The sequence below is a fragment of the Serratia sp. BNK-4 genome (assembly GCF_048685115.1).
Taxonomy (GTDB): Bacteria; Pseudomonadota; Gammaproteobacteria; order Enterobacterales; family Enterobacteriaceae; genus Serratia; species Serratia bockelmannii.
On record NZ_JBLQTM010000001.1, the window covers coordinates 222,580 to 247,363 of the forward strand.

A 24,784-nucleotide genomic window follows, 5' to 3' on the forward strand; every position below is an offset into this window, starting at 1 on the left:
GATGGCGCGGGCCACCCGCAGAAGCGTGTGCTGGGATCGCGCAGGATTTAGTTATCGTTCAGTTCTGGGAACAGACCTGGATCCTGTTCGAGCTGCTCCAGCACGCGCTGGGTGGCCGCCGCGCTCATGCCAAAGCGGCGTACGCCCAGCCGATACAACGCGCGCACCGTGTCCAAATCGCGAATGCCGCCGGCCCCTTTGATCTGGATGCGGCCACGCAACTGATCGGCGATGATCGCCACTTTCTCTACCGTGGCGCCGGTCGGTGCCCAGCCGGTGGAGGTTTTCACCCAGACCATGCCGACTTCGACGGCGATATCGCACACCCGACGGATCTGCTGCTCGTTCAGATAGTGCGTCTCCAGAATGACTTTGGCCGGCACCGGTGCGGCGGCCTCGACTACTCGGCGCAGATCTTCACGCACGTAGTCGTAATCCCCCGATAGCACCTTGCCGATGTTCACCACCATATCGACCTCGCGCGCGCCCTCGGCGATCAGCTGGCGTACCTCCTGCACCTTGAGGTCGGTAGTCTGCCCGCCGCCGGGAAAGCCGACTGGCCCGCCAATCATCACGCCCGCCTGACCGCGCTCCGGCAGCAGGGTGCTGAGGAAACGCGTCCAGCAGGGCAGTACGTGCACCGAGATGATGCGATAGCGGCAGGCCAGCGCGGCGCAGTGGCGCACGTCTTCCTCGGTATTGGTGGCCTGCACTGCGCTCAGATCGATCAATCTGGCCATGCTTCTGGTTGTTTCATTCATTGCGTTTATCCTTCTTTTATTTTCATTTGATTTTATTTATTCACCTTATTCTCTTTCATATGGCTTTAAAATCAGCATTTGGTGAAATTGTGATCGGATCTGCGGTTTTGGAGTGAGGGGCGTGAAAGAGCGGGAGGAAGATGCGGTAAACGCCGCAATAAGAGGGTAAACGGGGATTGTGACGCTTTTTTCAACATTTAACTCATTGAATGCCTGATAACTCTTGCGCACCGATCGCGGGAAGGTATAATGCACCCGTTTTCCGCATACTACTTCAGTGCCGAAGTGGCGAAATCGGTAGACGCAGTTGATTCAAAATCAACCGTAGAGATACGTGCCGGTTCGAGTCCGGCCTTCGGCACCATTCCCCCTTCCGTAGTCGTCCGACGAAGTCCAAAAAATCCTTTAAAATCAATAATCGTAGCCTTTCTGGCGTCCGCCATTGTCCGAGACCGTCCGTTGAAATCCAGGGGGTACTGGGGGCATAATTGGGGGCATCTCCACTTCGATAGAAAATGTGCCCCCAAAATGAAGCTAAACGCCCGCCAGGTCGAGACCGCAAAGCCCAAAGAGAAAACCTACAAAATGGCCGATGGCGGCGGTTTGTATCTCGAAGTTACAACGAAAGGTTCCAAGTATTGGCGAATGAAGTACCGCCGCCCTAGCGATAAAAAAGAGGATCGGCTTGCTTTCGGTGTTTGGCCGACGGTTAGTCTTGCCGAGGCACGTAGCAAAAGAGATGAAGCCAAAAAGCTGTTGGTACAAGGATTAGATCCAAAAGCAGAAGAAAGGGAAGCTCAGGCGGAAACTGCGGGCGCATACATGTTCGAGACCATTGGCCGAGAATGGCATGCCAACAACAAACGCTGGAGTGAAGATCACCGGGCGAGAGTGCTTCGTTATTTGGAACTGTATATTTTCCCGCACATTGGTGCAGCTGATATTCGTGGTCTTAAAACCAGCCATCTCTTAGCACCGATTAAGGCTGTTGATGCCAGCGGTAAGCACGACGTAGCGCAGCGACTGCAACAGCGCGTTACGGCCATCATGCGTTATGCTGTACAGAACGATTATATTAATTCTAATCCTGCCAGCGACATGGCCGGGGCATTGGCAACGACTAAAGCCAGGCACTATCCAGCATTGCCGCCACATCGTTTCCCCGAGTTCCTCGCACGGCTTGCCGCTTATCGGGGACGTCTCATGACACGCATCGCCGTAGAGCTTTCTTTACTCACCTTTGTGCGTTCTAGTGAGCTGCGTTTCGCCCGCTGGGATGAGTTCGATTTTGATAAAGCTTGCTGGCGCATACCGGCGCAAAGAGAAGAAATCAGAGGGGTTCGCTATTCGCACCGTGGTATGAAGATGAAAGAAGAGCATATTGTTCCACTCAGTCTCCAAGCGTTGATCTTGCTGGACAGATTGAAAGAGCTAAGTGGCGATAATGAGCGACTTTTTCCAGGTGACCATGATCCAAAAAAAGTCATGAGCGAAAACACGGTGAATAACGCCCTGCGTGCAATGGGATATGACACCAAAACGGAGGTGTGTGGGCATGGTTTTAGGACTATGGCTCGTGGTGCTTTGGGGGAGTCTGGACTGTGGAGCGATGATGCAATAGAGCGTCAGCTTAGTCATTCTGAGCGTAATAACGTGCGGGCTGCTTACATTCATACTTCTGTGCACTTAGATGAGCGTAGGCTGATGATCCAATGGTGGGCTGATTATCTGGATGCAAATAAAGAAGCAGGTATAGCTCCGTATGATTTTGCCCGCATAAAAAAATAAGGCTGCATAATGGCGTTCCATTACCACCCCCCAAAATTCTGCCAATAAATCGTTAAAACCCCCTGGCGCGCAATGCTACCCCCGCCACGCCTGCCCGCTTTATGTGTCGCTTTTCATGCACCTGCATGATGGGCCGCAGGCCTTGCCTGTACTGGCGCGGTGGGGGATAAAGATTGCATCTTCCCACATGCAAAATCATGCACCCTATGCATGCACACGCAATTTGATACCCGCTAGCCAGAGAAAAAGCTCTTTTTTGATGACGGGGCGTGAGGGAGTTACGCCTGGCGTTGTCGTGCGTTACTCAATGACATGGCCGAGGGCCGTTGCTGAAGCTGGGGGAGATGTACCTAGCGCTGACGATAATCACATCAGAGTGTTTTTAGTTTTATTACTCACTCTTCATACTGTTCACCAAAATAAAAAATAGAGATAAATCAGTAGGTAGTGGGGTGAAGAGTAGCGACCGTATCCGTTCACCTGGTGTTCATGCCTGTTCACCGGCTCTCGCGAGGCCTTTTCCCTGGCTAGCGATGTTTGGCGGTTTTTCCCTATTAATCAACCGCCCATTCATCGCTCAGGCTTTTCGGCCGGTTTGCCAACAACGGTCAATAAATGCCAATAAAGGCCAATATCGGCCAACGTTGTCCACTTGATTGAAAAACAAGCATAAAATCTGTTCCACCACACAACAACGCCTTGTTGCCACCCCGGTAAATATTCACATAATAGGGCGCTACCGAAGTTCACACAGTCCCGGCCAGCGTTGGCCGGACACAAAGAGGTAGCGTTTTATGTTGACCGTTTCCACCCCCACTCCATCCACCCCGTCGCCGGTGCTTCAGAACGGCTACACCCCGCGCGAGCGCTTTATCCGCCTGCCGGAAGTGCTCTACACCACCGGCCTGTCCCGCTCCACCGTATACGAGATGATGAGCCGCCGGCAGTTCCCGGTACAAGTTTCCCTCGGCGGTAAAAACGTCGCCTGGCTGGCCTCCGAGGTCGAGCAGTGGATGGATGAACGTATCGCCAACCGTCACCAGGGGGCCGCCGCATGATGCAGTTAACCTTGGGTCGCCAGCATTTCACCCTCGATGAACGCGACGCGCTGTTTGTGGCGGAAGCTATCCTGTTGCAGCGTAAAGAGCCTGGCGTCGTCTTGCCGGAGCACCGTAGCGAAAAGCACGGCGTTATTCGTCTGGCAAGTCGCCAGGCCGAGCCGCGCCTGTTCCGTGCCGGGCCGGTGCCGCTGACCTGCGCGGCGGCCGATACCCGCAACGATCAGCTTACCGACTGTTGATCACTATGCGATCGATTGAACGTCCGGGGGCGTCTTACGGCTTGCCCCCCTGTCCGGCCTTGCGCTATAGTCCTCCCGCTGCCGCACAATCGGCAGCCGGGCGTGAGAACCCGTGTTACTCAATGGCGACACAACACGCGCCTGGCGTGTTTTTTTATGTCGCAGCCTTTGCTTGCTCATTTTTTGCGCGGTGGATGTTATGCTATCGCAGCAGTCAATCAATGGTGGCTCAGGCGGGGCAGCCTTCGGGCTGGCCGGTATTCATTGAGGCCGGTTTCTCACCCCCGTCTGGGCTACCACCCTTGCGTGAGAACTTCGGTGGTAGCAATAACCATGACTCAATGGAGGCTGCCACCATGGCTACGACCCTCACCCCGACTCACCCGACATTCTGCTTTCTGTTTGCGGCCGTGCGCCGGTCTGCGCTGACGGCTTCGCCCCGTATGGTGCGCACCGTGGCGGATAGCGAACGCAACGCCCGCCGTAGGCTTTCCCGTGATTACGTGTTGTCCTTTGCCGGTCGTCTGCCGGTTAAGGCGGCAGCATGAACACCCTGGCCGACCGTTACTACCGTGACACCCATTACCCTATTCCGCACGCCGATTTTCTGCGTCTCCAGCACGCGCACGCCACCGGCGTGCTGTTCCTTGACCTGCTGGACACCCTCGACCTCGGCGGGCAGTGCCCCGATGCCGTGCAACAGGCATCGTTTGCCTCGGTCATTGCTATGTTGACCGACCAGCTCGGCCACGTCGTCAACACCTGTGAAACCCAGATTCTTGCCCGCATGGAGGCCACCGCCGCATGAACACCCAATCCTGTTTACCGATTGAAGTCCGTACCGCCGTTTTCCGCCGCGCCGTGGCGCAAGCCTATCTGGATACCTGCGCCTTTTACCGGGTGAACCTCGGGTACACGCTGGACGAGCTGCAGATGGCGATTGCCCTGCGCCTGGAAGGGCACTTTGTGCGTCAGTACGGCGCAGAAGACGGCATGGACATGGCGTGCACCATGCTGAGCGACATGGTGCAGCCGGACGTTCTGGTGGCCGCGCCGCGCCTGACCGCGCTGGGGCAGAAGATGATGGACGAGCTGTGCTGCGAGCGCCTGTCGGCGGCACAGAACGCCACCGTACACTGAGGAGAGAAAGGATGAGCGCCCAGTTCGTTTCCCAGACCGTACGCACCGCCACCGGCCACTGGCCGGTGATACTCCCGGCCCTCGGCATTGCCTTGCAGCCGAACGGCAAGCCGCAGCCGTGCCCGACCTGCGGCGGTAAAGACCGCTTCCGCTTCGATAACCAGGACGGGCGCGGCACCTGGTTCTGCAATCAGTGCGGGGCCGGTGACGGCCTCAACCTGGTGGAAAAGGCCCTGTCACTGTCTGCCAGGGCCGCCGCCGAACAGGTGGCCGCCGTGATGGGAGAAAACTCCAACGCTCTGCCACCGGCCGCTGAGACTGGTCATTCAACGAAAGATAAGGCCGAGTCTCAGCGCAAGGCCGCGCGACAGGCACAGGCTCTGGTGGCTGCCGCGCAGTCCCAGACCGGCAACGCCTATCTGAGCGCCAAGGGCTGGCCGGAGGCAGACACCCTGACCTTGCACGGCCAGCCGCTGCGCGTCGGCGGTATCACCTTCCAGCCCGGCGACCTGCTGTTGCCGCTGCACAATGCCGGGTGCGAGGTGGTCAACGTGCAGCTGATTAACGCCAGCGGCGACAAGCGGATGCTGGCAGGCGGGCAGGTGAAAGCCGCCTGCCACACCCTGAGCGGCCCGGACAACGCGGTTATCTGGCTCACCGAAGGCTATGCCACCGGCCTCACCGTGCACCGCCTGACCGGTGAAACGGTGTGCGTGGCGCTCAGCGCCAACAACCTGGCCGCCGTGGCGCAGCAGGTACGCAGCCATTACCCGGATGCGCGGCTGCTGCTGGCGGCCGATAATGACCGCAGCGGCACCGGGCAGACCCGCGCCGCCGAGGCGGCCACACTCACCGGCGGCACCCCGGCGCTGCCGTCCACGGAAGGCGACTGGAACGACGTTTATGGCCGGGAAGGGGCCGAGGCCACGCGCGCCCAGCTCCAGGCGTTCAGTCAGCCACCGCAGCCGAGCCCGTTCGACACGCTGAGCGATGCAGACCTCAAAGCCATGAGCGCCAGCGAGAAGGCCGAGCTGCTGGCCGAACACTACGGCAACACCCTGGCGGTGCCGCCGGTGGGGGAAGAGCTGTGCCGCTACACGCGCGGCGCCTGGCAGGTGCTGCCACACCGACAGCTGAGCCGGGAGATTGCCGCGTTGTTCCAGAAGGTGCGTGCGCCGTTCTCCGCCGCCGGTATCAACAGCATCCTGGACACCCTCAAGCTGATGGTGCCGCAGATGGGCGAGCCTGCCCGCCGGTTGATTGGTTTTCGTAACGGGGTGTTTGATACCGTCAGCGGCCAGTTCAGCGCCCACCGGCAAGAACACTGGCTGCGCACCGTCAACAGCGTGGACTACACGCCGCCGCGCGCCGGGGAGAACCTGGCCGACCATGCACCGCACTTCTGGCAGTGGCTGACGCGGGCCGCCGGGAGCAATCACGACAAGCAGGAGCGCATCCTCGCGGCGCTCTTTATGGTGCTGGCCAACCGCTACGACTGGCAGTTGTTCCTTGAAGTGACCGGCCCGGGCGGCAGCGGCAAGAGCGTCATGGCGGCCATCGCCCGGCTGTTGGCAGGAAGTGATAACACCACCTCGGCCACCATCGACAACCTGGAGTCGGCGCGCGAACGTGCCTCGGTGGTCGGCTACTCGCTGATACTCCTGCCTGACCAGGAGAAGTGGAGCGGTGACGGCGCGGGTATCAAGGCCATCACCGGCGGTGATGCGGTCGCTATCGACCCCAAATACCGCGACGCCTACGCCGCCCACATCCCGGCAGTGATACTGGCGGTCAACAACAACCCGATGCAGTTCAGCGACCGCAGCGGCGGCGTCTCCCGGCGGCGGGTGATTATCACCTTCCCGGACGCGATACCGCTGGCCGAACGTGACCCGCAGCTGCTGGACAAAATTACTAATGAGCTGGCCGTCATCGTGCGTCACCTGATGCAGCGCTTCGCCAACCCGAACGAGGCCCGTACCCTGCTCCAGGCGCAGCAAAGCTCGGACGAGGCGCTGACCATCAAACGCCAGGCCGACCCACTGGTTGATTTTTGCGGTTACCTGACGGTGCTGGGTACGCCGGAAGGGATGATGATAGGCAACGCCAACATCACCCCGGCCAACCCGCGTCGCTACCTGTATCACGCCTACCTGTCGTTTATGGCGGCACGAGGCTATCAGCACGTGATGAACCTGACGGCCTTTGGTTTGGCGGTGCCGCAGACGTTAAGGGAGTATGAGAAAACCCTGCTCAAGCGTAAAACCCGGCTGGGGATGCAGACCAATGTGATATTGAGTGAAGAGTGCGAAGCGGACTGGCTGCCGAAATGTGGGGCGCTGTGACGATGAGCAGGACGATCGGCCGGGCCGATCAATAGGCCTTTATTGATCTGCCGAACCCATTGGACGCTCACTCGCCGCGCCGCCTATAGTGACAGTGAAAAATACGCAGCAACACCAGGGCATTACCCCGGCCGCAGAGCGGCCGGTATCATAACGACAAGCACTCCCAAACCGGCTCAGGCCGGTTTTTTTATATCCTCGTTTCGCCCCCCTATTGACGCTGTACTGAGTCGCAGGACAGCCCGACAGTCAGTCGGATGAGGGAGCGGCGGGAGGCTTAACCACCGCGCCCCGGCGTTGCCCCTGCGTCGGCATCACCACCCCCCAGGGATAGGCCGGTTGCTGTTCTTTCTCGTATTGATAAACAATGAGCTGCGCCAGATTGCGATTGTCATAACGGCGGCCAAAATTGAGCGCAATACTGCTGGGGGCGGCCAGAATCACGTGGATGCGTTCGGCGCCGCACGCCGTCAGCATTTTGACCTGTTCGATAAATTGCAGCGCCAGCCGGGTTTGTTTGGACAGCGACCAGTGATTACCGAGCGTTGTGGCGTTCAGCGAGAGATGCGACAGCGGGTAGGCGGGGAAGGTTTGGCGTATGGCCGTAATGTCGGCCTGGTAGGACACCGAGACCGCCAACACCACATCTTTGGCCGCTGAGGTGACGAGGCTTTCCATCAGGGTAAAATTGGCGCGGTCATCATCGGCATTGTTGTCAATCAACCGCCAGGTCTCTTGCGTTCTGTCCCAGTCATAGACGCAGACCGGGCCATTGTCATCGAGAATGGCGCCAATGTAGAAGGTGAACGGAACCGGCAACTGCCCGCCGTACACCAGCGTCAAATCCTGATGGTCGATACCGTCAATGCGGGTGGCGATATTGCTGGCCAGCGTGCTGATATTGTCGTCAAAGGCCTCTTCCGGGTGACTGATTGCGCCATCCCGCATCCGCTGCGTCATATCGAGGGTTAATGCGTCTATCTTTCCGTTGAAATGACGGGAGACCGTTTTATGCAGCGGCGTTGTCGCGACTTTGCGCAGCGCTCTCCCTTCGATAACCACCCCCTTTTTGCGCACCGTGATTTTAGCCTCCCGGTAGGCGTCGACCAGCAACCAGACAAATCCCCCTAGGATGATGGATGCAGCCACGAAATTGACGAAATAGTCCGTGATGACATTCCCCTCCGAGACGGCCAGCGAGAAGCGGGCATCGCCTTTCTCCAGCGTTAATGCCTTTCCCAGCGAGTTATTCACACTCAGGATCCCGGCGCCGAGCAGCATGATGAGGTATTGAATTTTCCGCTGGCGCGTTTTCCAGTCGACCAGCTTAATCAGAATGTATTTTACCGTTTCCATGTCAGTGCTTTTCCCTCATGTATGCGTTGATTTTCACAAACATCTCAGCCTGATACAGCGCGTCATCCAGCGCGTTGTGGCTGCCGTGGTTTTTGAGATTAAATCGGGCGTCGATACGGCTGGAACGGGTGTCCTGCCAGTCGCAGCCGGTGGCGCCCATGTACAGGGCTTTGATATCGAGGGCGGCAAAGCCAAACGGGTTGTGACCGAGATAAACGTGAAAGTAGTAATTGATGAATGACCAGTCGAACGCCGCATTGAAACCGACCAAAATCGGTTTGCTCGTGGCGTTGGTGACGGAAGTTACCCAGTGGGCAAATTGTTGCATGGCCTCTTTCGGGTCGATGCCGCGCGTTATTTGGGTCTGCAGATTGAAACCGGTGACGGCCAGCGCCTCAGGCTCGTAATGCAGATTCAGCGGCTGCACTTCAATGTAAAAGCGTTCCGCCGGGCGGTCGATGACGCAGGCGCCAATAGAGAGCAGGCTGCACACGCCGGGTATGGGCCCGGCGGTTTCAATATCGACCGAGATAAAGCTTTCATGTTCAACGCTCATTTTTTACCTCGCTGGTGCGTGGGTGCTTGCCGCCGCCTTCCCAGTGGCCGGTGTACAGCCACTGTTCAAAATAAAACAGCCAGAGCGACGCCCAGGGAATGAGGGTGTCGCTGATTTTTAACTGGGCGCGCCATTCGCTGAGCCCGTCGTCGGCCTGTGAACGGGGCAAAAACAGGCACAGCCTGGCGCCGGGAATATGCTTGTCGGCGGGATACAGGTGCGGGATGGCTCGTGTGCCAGCCAGCGTGAAGAGATCCGGTTCTGTCACCACGCAAATCGGTGGGGTGCCGAGGCTATACCGGATCGCGACCCTGTAGCGGCGGCTGAACAGTGAGGGTTGCAACCATCCTTCCCAAAGCAGGGTGCGGTCGTGATGGATAATGCGCAGCCGTTCATACGGGCCGCCGGCTTTCAACGCGCGATATTGCTGAGCGATGGTCAGCGGTTTGCAGTGATGCCTGATAACCACGTTATTCACCGTAGAAGGTGTTTTTAGGCACGCCGGCATGGGCTGCCGTACCGGCGAGGCCGGTGGCAATCAGCCCGCCGGTTTTCTTATCAAGATGTAGGCTGCCTTGTTCTCTGGCTGACTGCATATGCTCCATCAGACGTTGCCTGACGACATCGACCGGGTCTTTGCCGAAGCTGTCTTCGAGGCTCAGGAACAGGTTATCTTCCCCCACGCTGGCGGCGATGGTGTTAAACGTCGCCTGGGCCGCGGCATGCCACTGGTAAAAGGCTTCGCTGCGCTGAGGACCCTCATCCTGCTCTGAACGGTTCCACTTCTCGGCGAAGTTTTCCTCCGGCATGTGCGGGTTGCTGACCTGTATTTCTCCCTGTGTCGACACGATGAAATCCGGCATCAGTTCCAGCACGTCTAACAGGATATCCAGGTCGTTGTCGTAGGCGCGCCTGTCAGCAATGATGTGGTTGTAGGCATGGCACGCCAGCGTGGTAATGATGACCGAAATCGGGCGGCAGCGCTGCCGGACCTCATCCTGCTCGACGGCCCATTCGTCGCGGTGGCGTTTGAGAATTTGCACGATGCGATTAAGCAGTTTTTTATCGCTGCTGTCCGGCAGCGGGAGCAGCGCCTCTGTGCCCACGCGGCTGGCGGAATCCATGACCAGAATGGAGCGCAGGGGCTGCGCGCTGGCGCTGCTCTCGAACCACTCGGCGTAGCCGCTGGGGTTGGACTCCTTCCAGGCGGTTTGTGCATCCACGACCCATAGCGGCTGGCCTAAACGTTCTGCTGCACTGGTATGATTGCGGCCCGGTGTGATATCCAGATGGTAATCTCCGGCGTAATTGATGCGAAACCCGCGCGGTAACTCGCTTAATAGCGTTTTGTAGGTTTTATGTGATTCCAGCCGCTGGCGAATGGCCGATATCACGCCGGTATAATCCGCCTGGGTGGCATGGGGCAGATAACAAATCAGGTCAATGTCGTATTGCTCTTCATTTTTGGGTTTAACTGTGGTGTTGAGCCGCACGCTGCCCTGCGGGTAAATAACGGCATCTTGCAATAGCGGATCGTCGCCTTCGGACAGGAAGGTGCCGACCCCGTTATAGGCGCTTTCGATGTTGGCGTATTGGGTTTTGGTGAGATCCAGCGTTTCAATAATTTGCGATAATAAATCGGCAATACGCTGTTTTTTCCCTGCAGGCAGATTTCTGGCGGTGGCGGAACCGTACATAGTATTTCCTTATGCTATGGGGGCCGCTGTACTGCGGGCGTGAAAACGCCACAGCGGCCAATAATAAAAGAGGCGAAGCGATGGGCCGCTAGCGGGCCCACAAACCGCATCAATCATGAAACTCGGGTGACGTCAGGGACATTCCGGCAGGCTCAGCAGGTTATTAGGCTGTTCACCGTCATTTTGCGTTTTGAGGTATTTATTGCCCGCCGCGCTGGTTGAGACAATCACCCAGACGGAATGGCCATTCGCAGTGACCCAAAAACGCCAGGTGCCTGCCTCTAGACCGGCAATGGCGTCTGCCTGGGGCAGTGACCTGCGTGTGCCATCGGCATTGACGCCGCCAATAGCTTGAATGCGCTCATGCGCGTTTTGGCGATCGGATTTTTTGATGCAGGTGACTTGATGGTCCGACATAACAACTCCTTGGTTAGGGGAATATTTACGCATAGGCGTAAGGGAAAACAGAAACCATGGGCCTGGATATCCGTTTACGTAACCTGGGGTGAAATCACTGCTATAAATGTATAGCCGGCTAATAGTGGTGCATTCAATAGCCAGTCTATTATGGGTAATGAGGTTTATAACTATCTGTCGCGTTAATCATGTTTTTTGCTCTCCTTAAAGTCAATAATATAGGATGGTTTTTTAATTCATTACCATGTAATTTTTTAATTTATATTTGATTTGATAATATGTTGATGGCGACTCTGAATTGAATGTGTTTATGTTCGTAATTTAATTTAATTTAATTTAATTTAATTTAATTTAATTTAATCGATATGCCGGGTTTTATCTGTCATTGATAGGGTGCACATTAGCTGGATATCCCTATTAAACTCATGAGAGATATCAGGGCTAGTGGGGCTAGGGCTGCGTTTTAACTTGAGCGGTTGGGTATACCTCCGCTATGCGCAAGGTGTAGATCATGGTGGCGTTGGGGGGAACTTTAGGTGGATAGCCTTTCTCTCCGTAAGCCTGCTCTGGAGGAACCACCAGGGTCATCGTGCCGTGATTTTTCAGCAGCGAAATTGCCTCTTTAAACAACGGTGGGAAATCTGCCACCGGTTGCGACAGCGTGGCACCAGTCGCTTCCATATCTTGCACTACGGTGCCGTCGACCAGCGTTTCTTTTACCACCACATCCACCGAGGCGGTAGCGGGGATCTGCGCATCGCCCGCATAGTCGATACGGTACCAGAACCCGGACGATGCCTGGTGAACACGCTTATCTTTCTTGAACTCCCATAGATAGGCCGCGCCTTTTTGCTGTTGGGCTACACTGATTTTTTCTCTTGCGGATACCATCTTTTCCTCGGCGGCGGCCAGAGTGTTATTGAGTTCATCATCCGACAACATCCGCTTGCCCGCAAAGGCATCTGCAATGCCGGCCAAGAGCATTCCCTTCTCCGATTTTACTCCCCAACGCTGCCGTTCTTCCTGCATTTGCAGAATTTCCTCTCCCAGTGAAACGCCTGCGGCGTAATCCTCACGCTGTTGTGCGCCTTTGAGCGCATCGGCTGTCACCAGACGGGGGCTTCGCGCTTGCAAAGAAGCCATGTCGGCTCGCGTATCTGCCAGTTTCTTGACGGCATCATCCAACTCGGCTTGCATTAGTTGGCGCTGCGAGCGCAATTCAGCCTGTTGCTCCCGCTGCGCCGCCTCGCGCTTTTCTGCTTCCAGCAGCAAATTTTTTTGCTGGTTGGCTGCCGCTGATAAGATCTGGTTTTCTGCTTTTGCTTTAGACAACTGTTGCTGTAATACCGCCCGATCCTGCTCCCACCGCTGCTGAATCTGTAATAGGTTGGCTGTTGCCTGGCGTTCTGTCTGAGTCATCCCCAGCGCCTGGCGCAAGCTTTGCGCCAGTTGGGATAGCGCAGCCCAGTCGGGCGTAACCCTTGCCGTTACGGCGCTTTGCTGCAGACGGGTTATCTGTAATTTTAGCTGGGCGATTTCCGTGCGCTGTTGCTGGATCTCCTTATCCTTAATTCGCCAGGTTTCGCGCTGTGGTGCCGGTTTTTTATAGAGCTTACCTTTCTCAGCAGCTTGGGTTGGGCGTTTTTCAGTGCGAGGGCTATCCCGCGCGGCAGGGGCTTTTTCTGCCGCATAGCTTTTTTCGCTGTACTGCTCGGCAAATTGCAGCAAAGCCGGAATATCGGCATTACCCTTGTTTGGCGCTGATGAAGCCGCTGGCAGCATCATCCCCCCAACCAGGCAGGCCAAAAAACGGTAGGTCAGCCGTTTCCAGACGATCATTTTATCGCACCACCGCGTTTCGCCAGTTCGGTAAGTAATGCCTGATTAATCTCGGCGCATTGATAGCTCACCTGATAACGATAGAGGGCATCAACGGTCTCTTGCATGCGCTCGTTGACCTGGGTGCGCACACCGGCATATTGCGAAGCGCCGGACATCAGGTTGTCGAACACCTGTTTTTTAGCCGGGTAATCCGCCGTTTTCAGCGTCCCCAGTGCGTTTAAATTCTGTTGGCACTGCTTTAAATCCTGGGTTTCACGCTTGGCCTTTTCATCCTGCAATGCGCTGGCCGAGGCGGCTTTTATCTGCGGCGTTTTGGGGGACTGACAACCGCTGACCAACAGTACGCCCATCAATACCGCCGTGATGGATAGAGACGAATAGCTCATGTTCAATTTCCTTTTCTCGGTTGGTGGTGGGTTAATCCACCCTGGATCATCCAATGGAACAGTTCGCTGGTTCGTTTAAAATTCAGCTTTTTCATAGCAGCGCGTTTGTGTGAGCTGATGGTTTTGACCTTTATCCCCAGACTGGTTGCCGCGCAGGCAGGTGTTTTACCCTCTTTAAGTTGATGCAGCACTTCGCGTTCTCGCTGTGTAAGTGGGTTAGGAAGCAACGTTGCTGAAGAGGGGGGGGATTTCTCCGATGCTTTCTGTAGAGAAATCATGATGTTTTCCATAAGCTGCAAGATTAGGCTCACCGATTGGTGTCGATAAAGGATGTTGGATTTATTAACGTTGCGGTATAAGTGTTGCAAATGTGCATCCTTTCTTTCAGCGATGGCGACATACAGGGGCTTATCGTTGTTCGTACAGGTTGAGCTGTGAGGCGCGATGAACGTGCCGCAGCGTATTGCCTGAAAAACAATATCTGTCGTTTTTCCTAAAGTGTGATTAGAAAAGAACTCTGCTTTCTGGCCTCGGTTTTTTAAGTACATCGTCAACATCATCGCTAATCCAGCGGTGTAAAATTTATCCTCATCAAGGATAACGATGTTCAATGTTTTATTCATGATTGCATTTTTTCGTGCTTTTTTAGGGTTGATAAAACTTCACTGCTTTTTACGATAGCAGACTAGCCAACCAGCCATGCGGCATGCAATTTAATCAATTTCATTGGTGTTCTTTGTGATTTAATTTTTCAACTTTATTGATTTAAGGTGTTTTGTATCGTCATGCGAGGGGCTTAACCTAATGGTTTGGTGATTAATATGGGGGCTTTGGAGTACAATTAGAACGGAAGGGATTTAATCGCTTGTAGGCAAGCGATTAAATCGTGGTGAGGGTCACTGTTTCGTTATGGTGCACGTAAATATTGGATTATCTAGTCCTTTATAAAGGATTAAGTTTTTCCTTAATTTTTTTGTTTCTACGTAGAATGGGACGCCTGGAACTTCTGGTAATATGTAATGTTGCCAGAGTGTATCGGGTACGTTGTCTTTAGGATGGCGTTTCTCATTCGTAATCACGGTTGTACTATAACCATTAATATCAGAGGGTTTATGGGTGACAAATACCCTCCTATAGACAGCGTAACTTTCACTATTCACTTTAAGGGTGCCTATCACGAGAACTTCACTATAGTCTTTATGAAAGGCAATAACATTTATATTCACGTTGAACTTAATTCTGTTACTGTTTTTTGTTGCCATATCTGCGCTCACTTGAGTGTTACAGCGGAACGGTTTCCAGCTGATACTGTTCAGATAGAAGAATAACAGGCTCGCGGCGATGACGGTAAGAATAGACATCCAGATAATTACTCTGTTCATATCAATTTACTCAACCAGTTTATAGTTATTGCAGTTTTTATAGTTCATATCGGCGCTTTGATTACAAACCGCCATAAACTTAATTTTCAATGAGTCATTGGCAGGGCGCGCTTCAATATAGTAGATGTCATGATTTTCGTGCATGCAGTCTATCTTTTCATTGTAGAGCATTTTTCGTGCACGAACAGATTGTTCATTATTTTTCTTATTATCCCCAGGAGTATAAATCTCGCATTTATCCTGAACACCTACGGGCATAGGTTCGTCATCTCTGTTCAGAGTAATCAGCTTTATTGCCGCAGTAATGGCTAATAAACCAAGGGCAAGCGCCAGGCTTGGCTTCAGCATGCGGCGCAGCATTGTTTTGTGGCCCGAATCTGTGAAGTTAGGCGTTACATTATCCTGTATTGCCGGCTCACTAGCAGCAACCGTGGGCTCAATCATTTCAACGGAAGTATCTTCTTTCGGTAGTTTGGTTTCGGGGTGAATTTCTGCTTCCATTTTAAAGCCTACCCGCGGCACCGTGATCAGAATGTCTTTGCTGCTTCCTAACGCCTCAAATGCTTTTCTCAACTCACTGATATGGTTGCTCAATGTGGCGCTCGACGGAGAGAACCCATAATCCTCCCAGACGTGCTTGATCAACGTTTCACGCGTTAGTTCATTTTTATTGTTTTTTATTAGCTCGATTAACAATCGGGTGGCTGGCTTGGATAACCCGATAGTAATTTGGTCATTGTTTCTGAGCATTAATAGCCGGCTGTCCGGATCGAAGGTAATGATTAGATTTATTATGTATTTCATGGTGTTATCTTTTTATTCCTGGTGCTGAAGCTTTAATTTAACTAACGTTAAGAATAGTCTTGTTTAGGGATTTATAAAACTTATTGGATGAAAGTGCTCTCCGTCAACTTGTTTTTATGCTGGTCATTTTTATTGCCAATGTGTTTGAAAATCAATAAGAATTACAATTTAACAAATTGGTGTTTTTTGAATTAAAAATCTATTTTTATTGGTTTTTGTGTTTTTTTTTGGTTTTTTTATCTAATTTTTTGCTATTAAATAGATTACTTATCTTTTTTTATTTTTTGTGATTACTATGTTCACCAGTTGCCGGCAGCCGTAACGTTGCAAGTTAACTGTTAACTGGTAGGTGCCGAAATAATGGCGACTTCACGAAATGGGATAGACCTTAATTAAGGATAAAGTGGAAATGAAATTGAATAAAATCATGATGGCAGCCGTACTGGCATTTGGCACTATTTCTGGCGCACAAGCTGCTGATGAAGGGCACGGTAAAGTAACCTTCACCGGATCTATTATTGATGCACCTTGTTCAATTGACCCGAAGTCTATTGATCAGACTGTAGATCTGGGGGCAGTGTCAAACGTTTCTCTGCTTAACGGCGGTAACTCTGATCCGAAACCGTTTGAAATCCGTCTGGAAAAATGCAGCCTGGAAACAGCGAAAACTGTAACCACCACCTTTGACGGTGCGGCGGGTAAAAATGGCCTGCTGGGTATGACTGGCGATGCCAAAGGCGCCAGCATTGCGATTACCGATGGTAGCAATAATGTCATTGAACTGGGCAAACCAAGCGCTGGCCAGCTTATCAGCGCCGGTGCTTCCGAAGCGACTCTGGCTTTCAGCGCCTATCTGAAAGGCGATGGCGGCGATGATAAATCTATCGTTCCAGGTAAATTCCAGAGCGTGGCTAACTTTATCCTGAACTACAAATAATTTGATTTGTTAAACGGATTAATCATGCATGCGGGGATGCCCCGCATGCATTATTGTCGGCGTACAGGAGAATGATGAGATGAAATCGCCAAAAAGGTGTTATTCGGCATTTTGCCTGTTAATGCTGTTACCGATGCAGAGCAGCCTTGCTGCGGCAGGTTGGGGACGGGTTAACATGCAAGGTGCTGTAATAGAAACGGCCTGTGCCATTGATACCGAGAGCCGCGATCAGACTATCGATATGTCCATAGCGCCGTTGAGCCAAATAATACGTGATGGGAAAGGGGCTACGCGCGCATTCAGTATTCGTTTGGTTAATTGTGTATTGGAGCGCATAGACGAAAATTTACCGAAGTGGCATCGTTTTCAGGTGACGTTCGATGGCCGGGTGGATAATGGGTTATTCGGTGTCGATGGGCAAGCGCGTGGTGTTGCTCTCCAACTTGCCGACAGCGAAGGCAATATAGTTTCGCCAGGCAACCCAACGCCATTGATGGATATTACCGCAGGTAACAGAGAATTAAATTACTCGCTGCGGTTGGTCAGTAATCAACAGCTATTGCGCAGTGGAGAGTTCACCTCGAGTATTAGATTTAAAATGGACTATTACTGAGTGAATTCTAACGACACGTTAAATTTTAACTTGCAGGGTATGCCCTTGGCTTATTCCATTTTCATGGAAATAAAAGGGTTTGGATTGATAGCCTTGGCGTAAAAATAAGAATGAAGGGATTGACAAGAATGATTATGCCGAACTGGTCTTTATTACCCTTCCGTCCGCGTGTCATGGGTGTTTATATTGCCTGCGCATTGGGTTTTTTTGGGTATTACGCCAGTGCGGAAGAGGTACAGTTCAATACCGATGTTCTGGATGTCAAAGACCGCGAAAATATTGACCTGGGCCAATTCTCGCGTGGCGGTTACATCATGCCGGGCGATTATATGATGTTGATCCGCATTAATAAGCAGGAGCTGCCAGAGCAATCAGTAATTTTTTATGCGACGGAAGCGGATGCTAACGACAGTGCCGCGTGTATCAGCCCGGAAGTGGTGGAGCAGTTTGGCCTGAAACCGGACATGAAAGAAAAGCTCACCTGGTGGCATAAGGGCCAATGCCTATCTTTGGATAGCCTGCCGGGCATGTCGGCGCGTGCCGATTTGGGTTCCGCCAACCTGATCCTGAACATACCGCAGGCCTATCTGGAATATGCCGCCGATAACTGGGATCCGCCGTCGCGTTGGGATGAAGGCGTGCCGGGTTTACTGCTGGACTATTACCTCAACGCACAGACCCAACGGCAACAACAACGGGGTCAGCAGGGGTATAACCTCAGCGGCAACGGCACGGTTGGCGCTAATCTGGGGGCATGGCGTCTGCGAGCGGACTGGCAGACGCGGTTGGATCATCAAACCGGTAGCGGCGTGGGCACGCGCCAAAATTGGGACTGGAGCCGTTATTACGCCTATCGCGCAATACCGCGTTTGGGGGCAAAGCTGTCGGTTGGGGAGAATTACCTATATTCCGACATCTTTGACAGCTTCCGCTTTACCGGCGCCAGTCTGATCAGCGACGACAGCATGTTGCCGCCGAACCTGCGTGGCTATGCGCCCGAGGTCACCGGGGTGGCACGCACCAACGCCAAGGTGGTGATTAGCCAGCAGGGGCGGGTGCTATATGAAACTCAGGTCGCATCCGGCCCGTTCCGCATTCAGGACATCAACGATGCGGTTTCGGGGCAGTTAGATGTGCGGGTGGAAGAACAGGACGGCAGCGTACAGGAGTTTCGTATCGACACTGCCAGCATCCCGTATCTGACCCGACCGGGGACGGTGCGCTACAAAGTGGCTAGCGGCCGCCCTTCGGACTGGAAGCACAGCACCAACGGGCCGCTGTTTGCGACCGGTGAGTTCTCCTGGGGCGTCAGTAACGGCTGGTCACTTTACGGTGGCGGTGTCGCGGGCGGAGATTACAACGCCCTTGCGGTCGGTATCGGGCGGGATCTGATGATGTTCGGTGCGCTGTCGTTCGACGTGACTCAGTCGCGGGCACGCTTGCCGCAACTGGAAGACGGTACCCTGACAGGCGGTTCCTACCGGCTGAGTTACTCGAAAAACTTCGACGAGTATGACAGCCAGGTCACTTTCGCCGGTTACCGTTTCTCGGAACGGAACTACATGTCGATGAGCGAATACCTGGATGCGCGTACCTACGGTACGCGTAACCAGAACAGTAAAGAGATGTACACCATCAATTTCAGCCAGCACTTCCGTGATCTCGGGTTAAGTGCCTACCTGAACTACAACCATCAGACTTACTGGAACAGCGCGGCCAACGATCGATACACCCTGACGCTGTCGCGCAATTTCGATATTGGTGAGTTCAGGAACCTGAGTCTGTCGGTGACGGGGTATCGCAATAAGTATAACGGCGTCAACGATGACGGCATGTATCTCTCGCTGTCGATGCCGTGGGGCGGCAGTGGGTCGCTCAGTTACAGCGGCAGTTTCGACCGCAACGACAACACCCACCAGGTGGGGTATTACGATCGGCTGGACAATGGCGACAGCTATCAGTTGAGCAGCGGCATCACCCGTAACGGTGGAACGGCAAGCGGTTATTACACCCATCAGGGCGATATCGCGCAGGTTAACGCCAACGCCAGTTATCAGGAAGGGCGCTATTCGTCCGCCGGTCTGTCGCTGCAAGGAGGCGCGACCGCCACCCTGAAAGGCGCGGCGCTGCACCGGTCAGGGATGATAGGCGGAACCCGAATGATGGTGGATACCGGCGGCGTGGCGGATATCCCCATCGGCGGTTATGGGGCTGTGACGCGTACCAACCGCTTCGGCAAAGCGGTGGTGACCGACGTCAGCAGCTACTACCGCAACCGGGTGAGCATAGATGTGAACAAGCTGCCGGAGAATGCCGAAGCGACACGCTCCGTAGTACAGGCCACATTGACAGAAGGGGCGATTGGCTACCGCCGATTTGAAGTGATCGCCGGTGAGAAAGCGATGGCGGTGATCCGCCTGGCAGACGGCTCCACGCCGCCGTTTGGTGCCACGGTGCAAAACCACAAAAAGCAGGATGTGGGCATCGTAAACGACGACGGCAATGTGTACCTGAGCGGCATTAACCCGAACGAGGATATGACCGTGCGATGGAATGGGCGGGCGCAGTGTGCGCTGACCTTACCGGCGCAAATACCGCAAGGCGATGTGGCCAACCTGCTGTTGCCGTGCCGCCTACTGCCGGAGGACGCGACAGAGGAATAACAGCGGAAACGAAAACGTATTTAGCCACAGTGGCAGGCCGGAACTGCTTCGCTACCTCTCCGGCCATTTTATTGAATTTAAAGAAGTGAGAAATTAACGGTGAACCTAATGAAACAATCCTTTTTTCCGCTGATCGGCGGCCTGCTGGCTAGCGTGCTGGGTATTCAGCAGGCTCAGGCGGCGATAGCGCTGGATCGCACCCGCGTAGTTTTTAACGGTGGCGATAAATCGACCAGTCTGAGTGTCAGCAATGAAAACAAACAGCTGCCTTACCTGGCGCAAGGCTGGGTAGAGGACGCTCAAGGCAATAAAATCACCACGCCGTTGACGGTGTTACCGCCACTGCAACGCCTGGAGCCGGGGGCAAAAAGTCAAATCAAGGTACAGGCCTTACCGGCCGCAAACCTGTTGGCGCAAGATCGCGAGACGCTGTTCTATTTCAACCTGCGTGAGATCCCGCCAAAGAGCGAGAAGCCCAACACGTTGCAGCTGGCACTGCAGACACGCATCAAACTGTTTTATCGGCCAAAAGCGCTGAGCAGTACCGAGGGTGCAGCCCCCTGGCAGGAGCAACTGACGCTGACCAAAATGGGCGACAAATACCAGGTTAATAATCCAACGCCGTATTACATTACCATCGTAGATGCCAGCAATAAACCGGGGGCGGTGAGCGCCAAGGGGTTTGAACCGGTGATGGTCGCGCCGAAAGGCAAAGAGATGCTAAACGTTGGTGTATCGGCGTTGGGCAATGCGCCGGTGCTGACGTATGTCAATGACTATGGTGGTCGCCCGCAGTTGCAGTTCAACTGCAGCGGAGTGGAGTGCAAGGCCAACCCCGTCAAGCCAAGCTGATCTCCGGCTGTAAACAAGGAACTGAACATGCAACCACAAAAACAAAGGAACGGCTTCCTGTCTTGCCCTGAGCGGCAATACCTGTTGGCCCGAGTGGCAGCGGTACTGATGGTGCCGATTGTGATCGGCAGCATGCTGGCGCTGATGCCTGCGACCTGTGTGGCAGATAACTGGAACGTAGACGGTGCCAATGGGGTGTTGCATGTGCATGGTGCCTTGACCGAAAGCGCCTGCCGCCTGGAAATGACCTCGGCTTATCAGGATGTGTGGCTGGGGGAAACCGGTACTGCCAGGTTGGCGAAAGTCGGGGCGCAGGGTACGCCGGTGGCGGTTCAGTTGCGTTTGCAGGATTGCCTGCGCAGCCCGGCGAATAATCGTGATGAACGCAGCGGTAATCTGTTGTGGAGTGCTCATCAACCTGCGGTGTCACTCAGTTTTGTCGCCCCGGCGGACGCGGACAACCCGCAGTTAATCGCGGTGCGTGGGGCATCCGGTGTGGCATTGCGTATGGTAGACACCCAAGGCAGGGATATTCGCCTGGGTAGCCGTGGGGCGCCGCTGATGCTGGCCGTGGGCCAGAACATGCTGGAGTATATCGTGACGCCGGAACGAACCCGAGCAGCGTTGCAGGCGGGGGCCTATTCGGCCCATGTGGATTTCAGGCTCAATTATGACTAAGGCGGGTGCCATGGGGGCAGATAAGTCATACAGATCAAACCCGGCATGTGTTGCGGCGGGTCTGGCGCTCATGTTCTGGGGCGGATGTTTCCCTGTATTGGCGAAAACGGCCACCGCAACGGTGACGGTTAAAATTACGCTGACGGCGCCGCCATGCGAGGTCAATAACAATAACCTGATCGAAGTGAATTTCGGCAATGACGTAATGACGACCCGTGTGGACGGCGAGTACAAAAAAATGCCGATCAACTACACGCTGCAATGCCAGGGGGGAGCGTCCAATGCGGTGCGGATGCGGATTGACGGCCAGGGGGCTTCGTTTGACGGTGGGGTTTTGAAAACCGACAAAGCGGATTTTGGCATTGCGCTGCTGAATAACGGCAAACGCTTTCCCATCAACGGCTGGTCGAACTTTACTTATCCTAATCAACCCATGCTTGAGGCGGTACCGGTGAAGCGCAGCGGCACCAGGCTGAGCGGTGGGGCGTTTTCCGCCGGGGCGACGATGAGGGTGGAATACCAATGAAACGCTATTCAGGTATTGCCTGGTTGCTGGCCTTTGGTGCGCTGAGCTCGCCGGGGCAGGCGGCGGAGAACATGAAATTCTTCGGCACCTTGGTCGAGCCCCCGGCTTGCACCATTAATAACGGCGGGAATGTTGACGTTGATTTCGGCAATCGGGTGGGGGTCAAAAAGGTGGATGGGGTGAACTATTTGCAACCGATGAATTACCAGATCATCTGTGATCCCAATGCCAACGCCTGGCAGATGACGCTGGAGATCGCCGGAAAAGCGGCGAGTTACGATAAAGCGGGCGTTGTCACCAATGTCACCGATTTGGCGATCCAGATCCGGCAGAACGGCGTTCCTTTCGAGCTGAACAAACCGATAGCCATCAACCTGAATAATCCGCCGCAGCTGGAGGCGGTGCCGGTGAAACGGCCAGGGTCGACGTTAAAAGAAGGGGCGTTTGAGGCGACGGCCACTCTGAAGGCGGTTTATCAATGAGCGGGTTCGGGGCCGGTTTTCATGCGGCTTTGATCGCCGGGGTGTTGGCATTTAGCTGTTTGGCGCAGGCCGACAACGTTCGCTTGCACGGTGCATTGGTCGCCGAACCCTGCGTGATTGCGCCAGGGGATGAGAACGTGCGGCTGGATTTTGGAACGGTGATCGATAAATACCTGTATGCCAATGAGCGCACCCACGGGCAGGCATTCGATATACGCCTGGGAGAGTGCGACCTGAGTTTGGGGAAAACGGTGAAAGTGACCTTCCGAGGCCCGGAAAACTCAAGCCTCAAAGGGTTACTGGCGATTGACGGCGTCAGTCGGGCATCCGGCATAGCGATCGGTATGGAGACCCAGGGTGGCCAACCCTTGCCGTTGAACAAGGCCGGTGAGGGCTACCGCCTGGTTGATGGCAACAACATCCTGACGGTGCTGGCCTATGTGCAGGGTGAGCCGGAGGCGATTGCCCAACGCAGTATTGTGCGTGGGCCGTTCAGCGCCGTCGCCACCTTTAGCCTGGAATATGAATAAGGCTGAACGCGATTGGCTTGAAGCCTATAGCTGGTTGGGAAAACGAAGGCGACATGCGCCGCCCAACGCGGATGTTTGGCATCTGCGGTTTCATTGGCGGGAACATGGTGAGGCGTTGTATCTGCAAGTGCGCAGCGGCAAGTACCGCTTGCAACCTATGCAGTTGTACCGCCATCACGACAAAAGCTGGGTACAGTGGAGCGCACAAGATGCGCTGGTGCTGAAATGGGTCACTTTGCAGGTGGAAGAGCACTTGCCTACCCATCCGCGTTGCGTACACCTAAAAGGGCGCGGTGGGGGCAGGCAGTCTGTAGCGCAGGTCTGGCAGGCGCTCACCCTGGGTGAGTACGCCTTTGTTTATCGGACGGATATACGCGGGTATTACCGCCATATCCACAAAGCGCAGGTGCTGAGCCTCGTGCAACAGCACATTGATAATCCGGTACTGACCGGCCTTATTGCACAGTATTTGTATTACAGCGTTGAGGATGGCGGCGAGATTTTTACCCCAGAGCAGGGTATTTGTCGCGGTTGTGCGCTTAGTCCGCTGATTGGTGCCAGTTTATTGCACCACGTGGACAGTCATTTTGCCGCGCAGCAGGGGATCTACTATGTGCGGTATATGGATGACTTTGTGTTGCTGGCCCGCACGCGCTGGCAACTGCGGCGCTGCGTTAAGCAATTACATCAATATTTCAATCTGGCGGGCTTTGAAACGCACCCGGATAAAACCCAATTGGGGAGAATTGAACATGGATTTGATTGGCTGGGCGTGTGGTTTACCCCCACGGGGACCACCATTTCGCCACGCGCGTTAGAAAATCACCGAATAAAGCGCCTGCGGCTTTACGAGCAGGCCCGTCGCCAGGGGCTGTCAATAGCAGACTCTGAGTCACGGGTGCGGGCGTATGATACTCGGTGGACATTATGGGCGCAGGGTCTGAACGTCAATTCCTGACCCGGTTTATAGCACCTACAAATATGGATCAACATGAAGAGAAAATGTGGTTGGGCGATCATCGGTGTTTTTATGTGTGCAGAAAATGGAATTGGTTCCACGGCGTCCGTATCTATGTCGCTATCAGGAACCACTCCCGTCAACATGACGATGAGTTTCTCGGGTACGGGAGCTAGGCGCTACACAAACTCAGGGGTCTATTATACATGCCAGGGATACGGCGTCCTGATCGAACCTGAGTATAAAGGGGTCTCGAAAGTGTGGAGGGGTACGGCCAACAACCTCACTACCGGGCAGGGGGGAGTGCCGATAAAAGGATTTCCGCATGATTTCTGCGAGGGAGTTCAAAACCCGGAGGGCGACGCCAAGAATAGCCATACACGAACTCCAGAGTGGCTCGACGCCCTAGCCCGCATTGGGCGGCAAGACACCCAGCTCCCGGTTGTGAAATATATAAGGAGTGTGAGGGGATTAGGGAATACTGGATGGTTGTGTGGTATCTACAAGGAAATATCTGACGGACCGTCCGTAACCCAAATAGAAGTGGGGTATTATCCCACTGGGGAAAACCGTGGTGGTGTGTGCACCGTGAATGGGGGTCCCACGCAACCCGTCGACTGCAAGGTGTTAGCACCCGCGACGATCGACCATGGGGTCAAAATGACCGGAGGGGGGCCATCTATGATAACTGCCACCGCCCGGGTCGAATGCTCCCGGGCGGCTACGGTTACCGTCGGTGTAATGGACAAAGACGTCGATCTGTCGTATCGG

General features: G+C 54.4%; 26 protein-coding genes and 1 tRNA gene. 17 read left to right on the top strand and 10 right to left on the bottom strand.

Translation table 11 applies throughout. The features are described 5' to 3' along the window. Positions 1–47 precede the first annotated feature (47 nt). On the bottom strand, positions 48–761 hold the full coding sequence (gene deoC, locus ACMGGW_RS01030; RefSeq protein WP_394853086.1) for a deoxyribose-phosphate aldolase: 714 nt from the start codon (positions 759–761) through the stop codon (positions 48–50). A gap of 279 nt (positions 762–1,040) precedes the next feature. On the opposite strand from deoC, the gene ACMGGW_RS01035 reads away from it, so the two are divergent. The 8 genes from ACMGGW_RS01035 (at position 1,041) to ACMGGW_RS01070 (ending at position 7,334) form a co-directional block, all read left to right on the top strand. Then, a tRNA-Leu gene (locus tag ACMGGW_RS01035) sits at positions 1,041–1,125 on the top strand. A 164-nt stretch (positions 1,126–1,289) separates the two neighbouring features. Beyond that, a complete protein-coding gene (locus ACMGGW_RS01040) occupies positions 1,290–2,549 on the top strand; it encodes a tyrosine-type recombinase/integrase (protein ID WP_420279124.1) in 1,260 nt (419 codons plus the stop codon). Positions 2,550–3,343: 794 nt separating this feature from the next. Then, positions 3,344–3,607, top strand: a complete 264-nt coding sequence (locus tag ACMGGW_RS01045; RefSeq protein WP_420279125.1) for a helix-turn-helix transcriptional regulator — start codon at positions 3,344–3,346, stop codon at positions 3,605–3,607. Continuing rightward, a complete protein-coding gene (locus ACMGGW_RS01050; RefSeq protein ID WP_016929809.1) occupies positions 3,604–3,849 on the top strand; it encodes a hypothetical protein in 246 nt (81 codons plus the stop codon). The genes ACMGGW_RS01045 and ACMGGW_RS01050 overlap by 4 nt, the downstream gene beginning before the upstream one ends. A 5-nt stretch (positions 3,850–3,854) precedes the next feature. Next, positions 3,855–4,397 carry a host cell division inhibitor Icd-like protein gene (locus tag ACMGGW_RS01055; RefSeq protein ID WP_420279126.1) on the top strand — a complete coding sequence of 181 codons (543 nt, stop codon included), beginning with the start codon at positions 3,855–3,857 and terminating at the stop codon, positions 4,395–4,397. Beyond that, positions 4,394–4,657 (top strand): hypothetical protein, encoded by a 264-nt coding sequence (locus ACMGGW_RS01060; RefSeq protein ID WP_420279127.1) that lies wholly within the window; start codon positions 4,394–4,396, stop codon positions 4,655–4,657. The genes ACMGGW_RS01055 and ACMGGW_RS01060 overlap by 4 nt, the downstream gene beginning before the upstream one ends. Continuing rightward, the gene (locus ACMGGW_RS01065) at positions 4,654–4,989 is read left to right on the top strand and encodes a DUF5375 family protein (protein WP_420279128.1); all 336 of its coding nucleotides are present in this window, start codon (positions 4,654–4,656) and stop codon (positions 4,987–4,989) included. Before ACMGGW_RS01060 ends, ACMGGW_RS01065 begins: the two co-directional genes overlap by 4 nt. 11 nt (positions 4,990–5,000) lie before the next feature. Then, positions 5,001–7,334 carry a primase-helicase zinc-binding domain-containing protein gene (locus tag ACMGGW_RS01070; protein ID WP_420279129.1) on the top strand — a complete coding sequence of 778 codons (2,334 nt, stop codon included), beginning with the start codon at positions 5,001–5,003 and terminating at the stop codon, positions 7,332–7,334. 249 nt (positions 7,335–7,583) lie between these two features. On the opposite strand, the gene ACMGGW_RS01075 is transcribed toward ACMGGW_RS01070, so the two are convergent. From ACMGGW_RS01075 to ACMGGW_RS01115, 9 genes are all read right to left on the bottom strand, one after another. After that, entirely contained in the window at positions 7,584–8,690 is a 1,107-nt protein-coding gene (locus ACMGGW_RS01075) for an SAVED domain-containing protein (RefSeq protein WP_420279130.1), read from the bottom strand. 1 nt (position 8,691) lies between these two features. Beyond that, positions 8,692–9,246 carry a 3'-5' exonuclease gene (locus tag ACMGGW_RS01080; protein WP_060558103.1) on the bottom strand — a complete coding sequence of 185 codons (555 nt, stop codon included), beginning with the start codon at positions 9,244–9,246 and terminating at the stop codon, positions 8,692–8,694. Then, positions 9,236–9,715: a hypothetical protein gene (locus ACMGGW_RS01085; protein ID WP_420279131.1), complete on the bottom strand. Its 480-nt coding sequence runs from the start codon at positions 9,713–9,715 to the stop codon at positions 9,236–9,238. The genes ACMGGW_RS01080 and ACMGGW_RS01085 overlap by 11 nt, the downstream gene beginning before the upstream one ends. 1 nt (position 9,716) lies before the next feature. Beyond that, on the bottom strand, positions 9,717–10,943 hold the full coding sequence (locus ACMGGW_RS01090) for an SMODS domain-containing nucleotidyltransferase (RefSeq protein ID WP_420279132.1): 1,227 nt from the start codon (positions 10,941–10,943) through the stop codon (positions 9,717–9,719). A gap of 132 nt (positions 10,944–11,075) precedes the next feature. Beyond that, positions 11,076–11,360 carry a DUF3892 domain-containing protein gene (locus tag ACMGGW_RS01095; protein WP_420279133.1) on the bottom strand — a complete coding sequence of 95 codons (285 nt, stop codon included), beginning with the start codon at positions 11,358–11,360 and terminating at the stop codon, positions 11,076–11,078. A gap of 450 nt (positions 11,361–11,810) precedes the next feature. Next, positions 11,811–13,199 carry an FKBP-type peptidyl-prolyl cis-trans isomerase N-terminal domain-containing protein gene (locus tag ACMGGW_RS01100; protein ID WP_420279134.1) on the bottom strand — a complete coding sequence of 463 codons (1,389 nt, stop codon included), beginning with the start codon at positions 13,197–13,199 and terminating at the stop codon, positions 11,811–11,813. Beyond that, positions 13,196–13,588: a hypothetical protein gene (locus tag ACMGGW_RS01105; protein WP_411750834.1), complete on the bottom strand. Its 393-nt coding sequence runs from the start codon at positions 13,586–13,588 to the stop codon at positions 13,196–13,198. The genes ACMGGW_RS01100 and ACMGGW_RS01105 overlap by 4 nt, the downstream gene beginning before the upstream one ends. 2 nt (positions 13,589–13,590) lie before the next feature. Further along, complete coding sequence (locus ACMGGW_RS01110; protein WP_420279135.1) at positions 13,591–14,211, bottom strand: LuxR C-terminal-related transcriptional regulator; 621 nt, start codon at positions 14,209–14,211, stop codon at positions 13,591–13,593. A 765-nt stretch (positions 14,212–14,976) separates the two neighbouring features. Then, positions 14,977–15,774: a winged helix-turn-helix domain-containing protein gene (locus ACMGGW_RS01115; protein WP_420279137.1), complete on the bottom strand. Its 798-nt coding sequence runs from the start codon at positions 15,772–15,774 to the stop codon at positions 14,977–14,979. A gap of 409 nt (positions 15,775–16,183) precedes the next feature. On the opposite strand from ACMGGW_RS01115, the gene ACMGGW_RS01120 reads away from it, so the two are divergent. From ACMGGW_RS01120 to ACMGGW_RS01160, 9 genes are all read left to right on the top strand, one after another. After that, positions 16,184–16,711, top strand: a complete 528-nt coding sequence (locus ACMGGW_RS01120) for a fimbrial protein (RefSeq protein ID WP_082997631.1) — start codon at positions 16,184–16,186, stop codon at positions 16,709–16,711. A 79-nt stretch (positions 16,712–16,790) separates the two neighbouring features. Then, positions 16,791–17,324: a fimbrial protein gene (locus tag ACMGGW_RS01125; protein ID WP_156866352.1), complete on the top strand. Its 534-nt coding sequence runs from the start codon at positions 16,791–16,793 to the stop codon at positions 17,322–17,324. A 128-nt stretch (positions 17,325–17,452) separates the two neighbouring features. Further along, complete coding sequence (locus ACMGGW_RS01130; protein ID WP_420279138.1) at positions 17,453–19,987, top strand: outer membrane usher protein; 2,535 nt, start codon at positions 17,453–17,455, stop codon at positions 19,985–19,987. Between the two features lie 108 nt (positions 19,988–20,095). After that, positions 20,096–20,839 carry a fimbria/pilus periplasmic chaperone gene (locus tag ACMGGW_RS01135; RefSeq protein WP_420279139.1) on the top strand — a complete coding sequence of 248 codons (744 nt, stop codon included), beginning with the start codon at positions 20,096–20,098 and terminating at the stop codon, positions 20,837–20,839. Positions 20,840–20,866: 27 nt separating this feature from the next. Next, entirely contained in the window at positions 20,867–21,517 is a 651-nt protein-coding gene (locus ACMGGW_RS01140) for a fimbrial protein (RefSeq protein WP_420279140.1), read from the top strand. Then, positions 21,510–22,043 (top strand): fimbrial protein, encoded by a 534-nt coding sequence (locus tag ACMGGW_RS01145; protein WP_374930460.1) that lies wholly within the window; start codon positions 21,510–21,512, stop codon positions 22,041–22,043. Before ACMGGW_RS01140 ends, ACMGGW_RS01145 begins: the two co-directional genes overlap by 8 nt. Beyond that, the gene (locus tag ACMGGW_RS01150) at positions 22,040–22,525 is read left to right on the top strand and encodes a fimbrial protein (protein WP_420279141.1); all 486 of its coding nucleotides are present in this window, start codon (positions 22,040–22,042) and stop codon (positions 22,523–22,525) included. Before ACMGGW_RS01145 ends, ACMGGW_RS01150 begins: the two co-directional genes overlap by 4 nt. Then, complete coding sequence (locus ACMGGW_RS01155) at positions 22,522–23,055, top strand: fimbrial protein (protein WP_420279142.1); 534 nt, start codon at positions 22,522–22,524, stop codon at positions 23,053–23,055. The genes ACMGGW_RS01150 and ACMGGW_RS01155 overlap by 4 nt, the downstream gene beginning before the upstream one ends. After that, positions 23,048–24,013, top strand: a complete 966-nt coding sequence (locus ACMGGW_RS01160; RefSeq protein ID WP_420279143.1) for a reverse transcriptase domain-containing protein — start codon at positions 23,048–23,050, stop codon at positions 24,011–24,013. The genes ACMGGW_RS01155 and ACMGGW_RS01160 overlap by 8 nt, the downstream gene beginning before the upstream one ends. Positions 24,014–24,784 lie beyond the last annotated feature (771 nt).

Excerpts from the sequence above, each read along its gene's own strand:
- ACMGGW_RS01140 (WP_420279140.1), top strand. The coding sequence starts at position 20,867 with ATGCAACCACAAAAACAAAGGAACGGCTTCCTGTCTTGCCCTGAGCGG.
- ACMGGW_RS01155 (WP_420279142.1), top strand. The coding sequence starts at position 22,522 with ATGAGCGGGTTCGGGGCCGGTTTTCATGCGGCTTTGATCGCCGGGGTG.
- ACMGGW_RS01115 (WP_420279137.1), bottom strand. The coding sequence starts at position 15,774 with ATGAAATACATAATAAATCTAATCATTACCTTCGATCCGGACAGCCGG.
- deoC (WP_394853086.1), bottom strand. The coding sequence starts at position 761 with ATGAATGAAACAACCAGAAGCATGGCCAGATTGATCGATCTGAGCGCA.
- ACMGGW_RS01055 (WP_420279126.1), top strand. The coding sequence starts at position 3,855 with ATGCGATCGATTGAACGTCCGGGGGCGTCTTACGGCTTGCCCCCCTGT.
- ACMGGW_RS01110 (WP_420279135.1), bottom strand. The coding sequence starts at position 14,211 with ATGAATAAAACATTGAACATCGTTATCCTTGATGAGGATAAATTTTAC.
- ACMGGW_RS01145 (WP_374930460.1), top strand. The coding sequence starts at position 21,510 with ATGACTAAGGCGGGTGCCATGGGGGCAGATAAGTCATACAGATCAAAC.
- ACMGGW_RS01080 (WP_060558103.1), bottom strand. The coding sequence starts at position 9,246 with ATGAGCGTTGAACATGAAAGCTTTATCTCGGTCGATATTGAAACCGCC.
- ACMGGW_RS01075 (WP_420279130.1), bottom strand. The coding sequence starts at position 8,690 with ATGGAAACGGTAAAATACATTCTGATTAAGCTGGTCGACTGGAAAACG.
- ACMGGW_RS01090 (WP_420279132.1), bottom strand. The coding sequence starts at position 10,943 with ATGTACGGTTCCGCCACCGCCAGAAATCTGCCTGCAGGGAAAAAACAG.
- ACMGGW_RS01120 (WP_082997631.1), top strand. The coding sequence starts at position 16,184 with ATGAAATTGAATAAAATCATGATGGCAGCCGTACTGGCATTTGGCACT.
- ACMGGW_RS01040 (WP_420279124.1), top strand. The coding sequence starts at position 1,290 with ATGAAGCTAAACGCCCGCCAGGTCGAGACCGCAAAGCCCAAAGAGAAA.
- ACMGGW_RS01125 (WP_156866352.1), top strand. The coding sequence starts at position 16,791 with ATGAAATCGCCAAAAAGGTGTTATTCGGCATTTTGCCTGTTAATGCTG.
- ACMGGW_RS01070 (WP_420279129.1), top strand. The coding sequence starts at position 5,001 with ATGAGCGCCCAGTTCGTTTCCCAGACCGTACGCACCGCCACCGGCCAC.
- ACMGGW_RS01150 (WP_420279141.1), top strand. The coding sequence starts at position 22,040 with ATGAAACGCTATTCAGGTATTGCCTGGTTGCTGGCCTTTGGTGCGCTG.
- ACMGGW_RS01105 (WP_411750834.1), bottom strand. The coding sequence starts at position 13,588 with ATGAGCTATTCGTCTCTATCCATCACGGCGGTATTGATGGGCGTACTG.
- ACMGGW_RS01050 (WP_016929809.1), top strand. The coding sequence starts at position 3,604 with ATGATGCAGTTAACCTTGGGTCGCCAGCATTTCACCCTCGATGAACGC.
- ACMGGW_RS01065 (WP_420279128.1), top strand. The coding sequence starts at position 4,654 with ATGAACACCCAATCCTGTTTACCGATTGAAGTCCGTACCGCCGTTTTC.
- ACMGGW_RS01135 (WP_420279139.1), top strand. The coding sequence starts at position 20,096 with ATGAAACAATCCTTTTTTCCGCTGATCGGCGGCCTGCTGGCTAGCGTG.
- ACMGGW_RS01095 (WP_420279133.1), bottom strand. The coding sequence starts at position 11,360 with ATGTCGGACCATCAAGTCACCTGCATCAAAAAATCCGATCGCCAAAAC.
- ACMGGW_RS01160 (WP_420279143.1), top strand. The coding sequence starts at position 23,048 with ATGAATAAGGCTGAACGCGATTGGCTTGAAGCCTATAGCTGGTTGGGA.
- ACMGGW_RS01045 (WP_420279125.1), top strand. The coding sequence starts at position 3,344 with ATGTTGACCGTTTCCACCCCCACTCCATCCACCCCGTCGCCGGTGCTT.
- ACMGGW_RS01100 (WP_420279134.1), bottom strand. The coding sequence starts at position 13,199 with ATGATCGTCTGGAAACGGCTGACCTACCGTTTTTTGGCCTGCCTGGTT.
- ACMGGW_RS01130 (WP_420279138.1), top strand. The coding sequence starts at position 17,453 with ATGATTATGCCGAACTGGTCTTTATTACCCTTCCGTCCGCGTGTCATG.
- ACMGGW_RS01060 (WP_420279127.1), top strand. The coding sequence starts at position 4,394 with ATGAACACCCTGGCCGACCGTTACTACCGTGACACCCATTACCCTATT.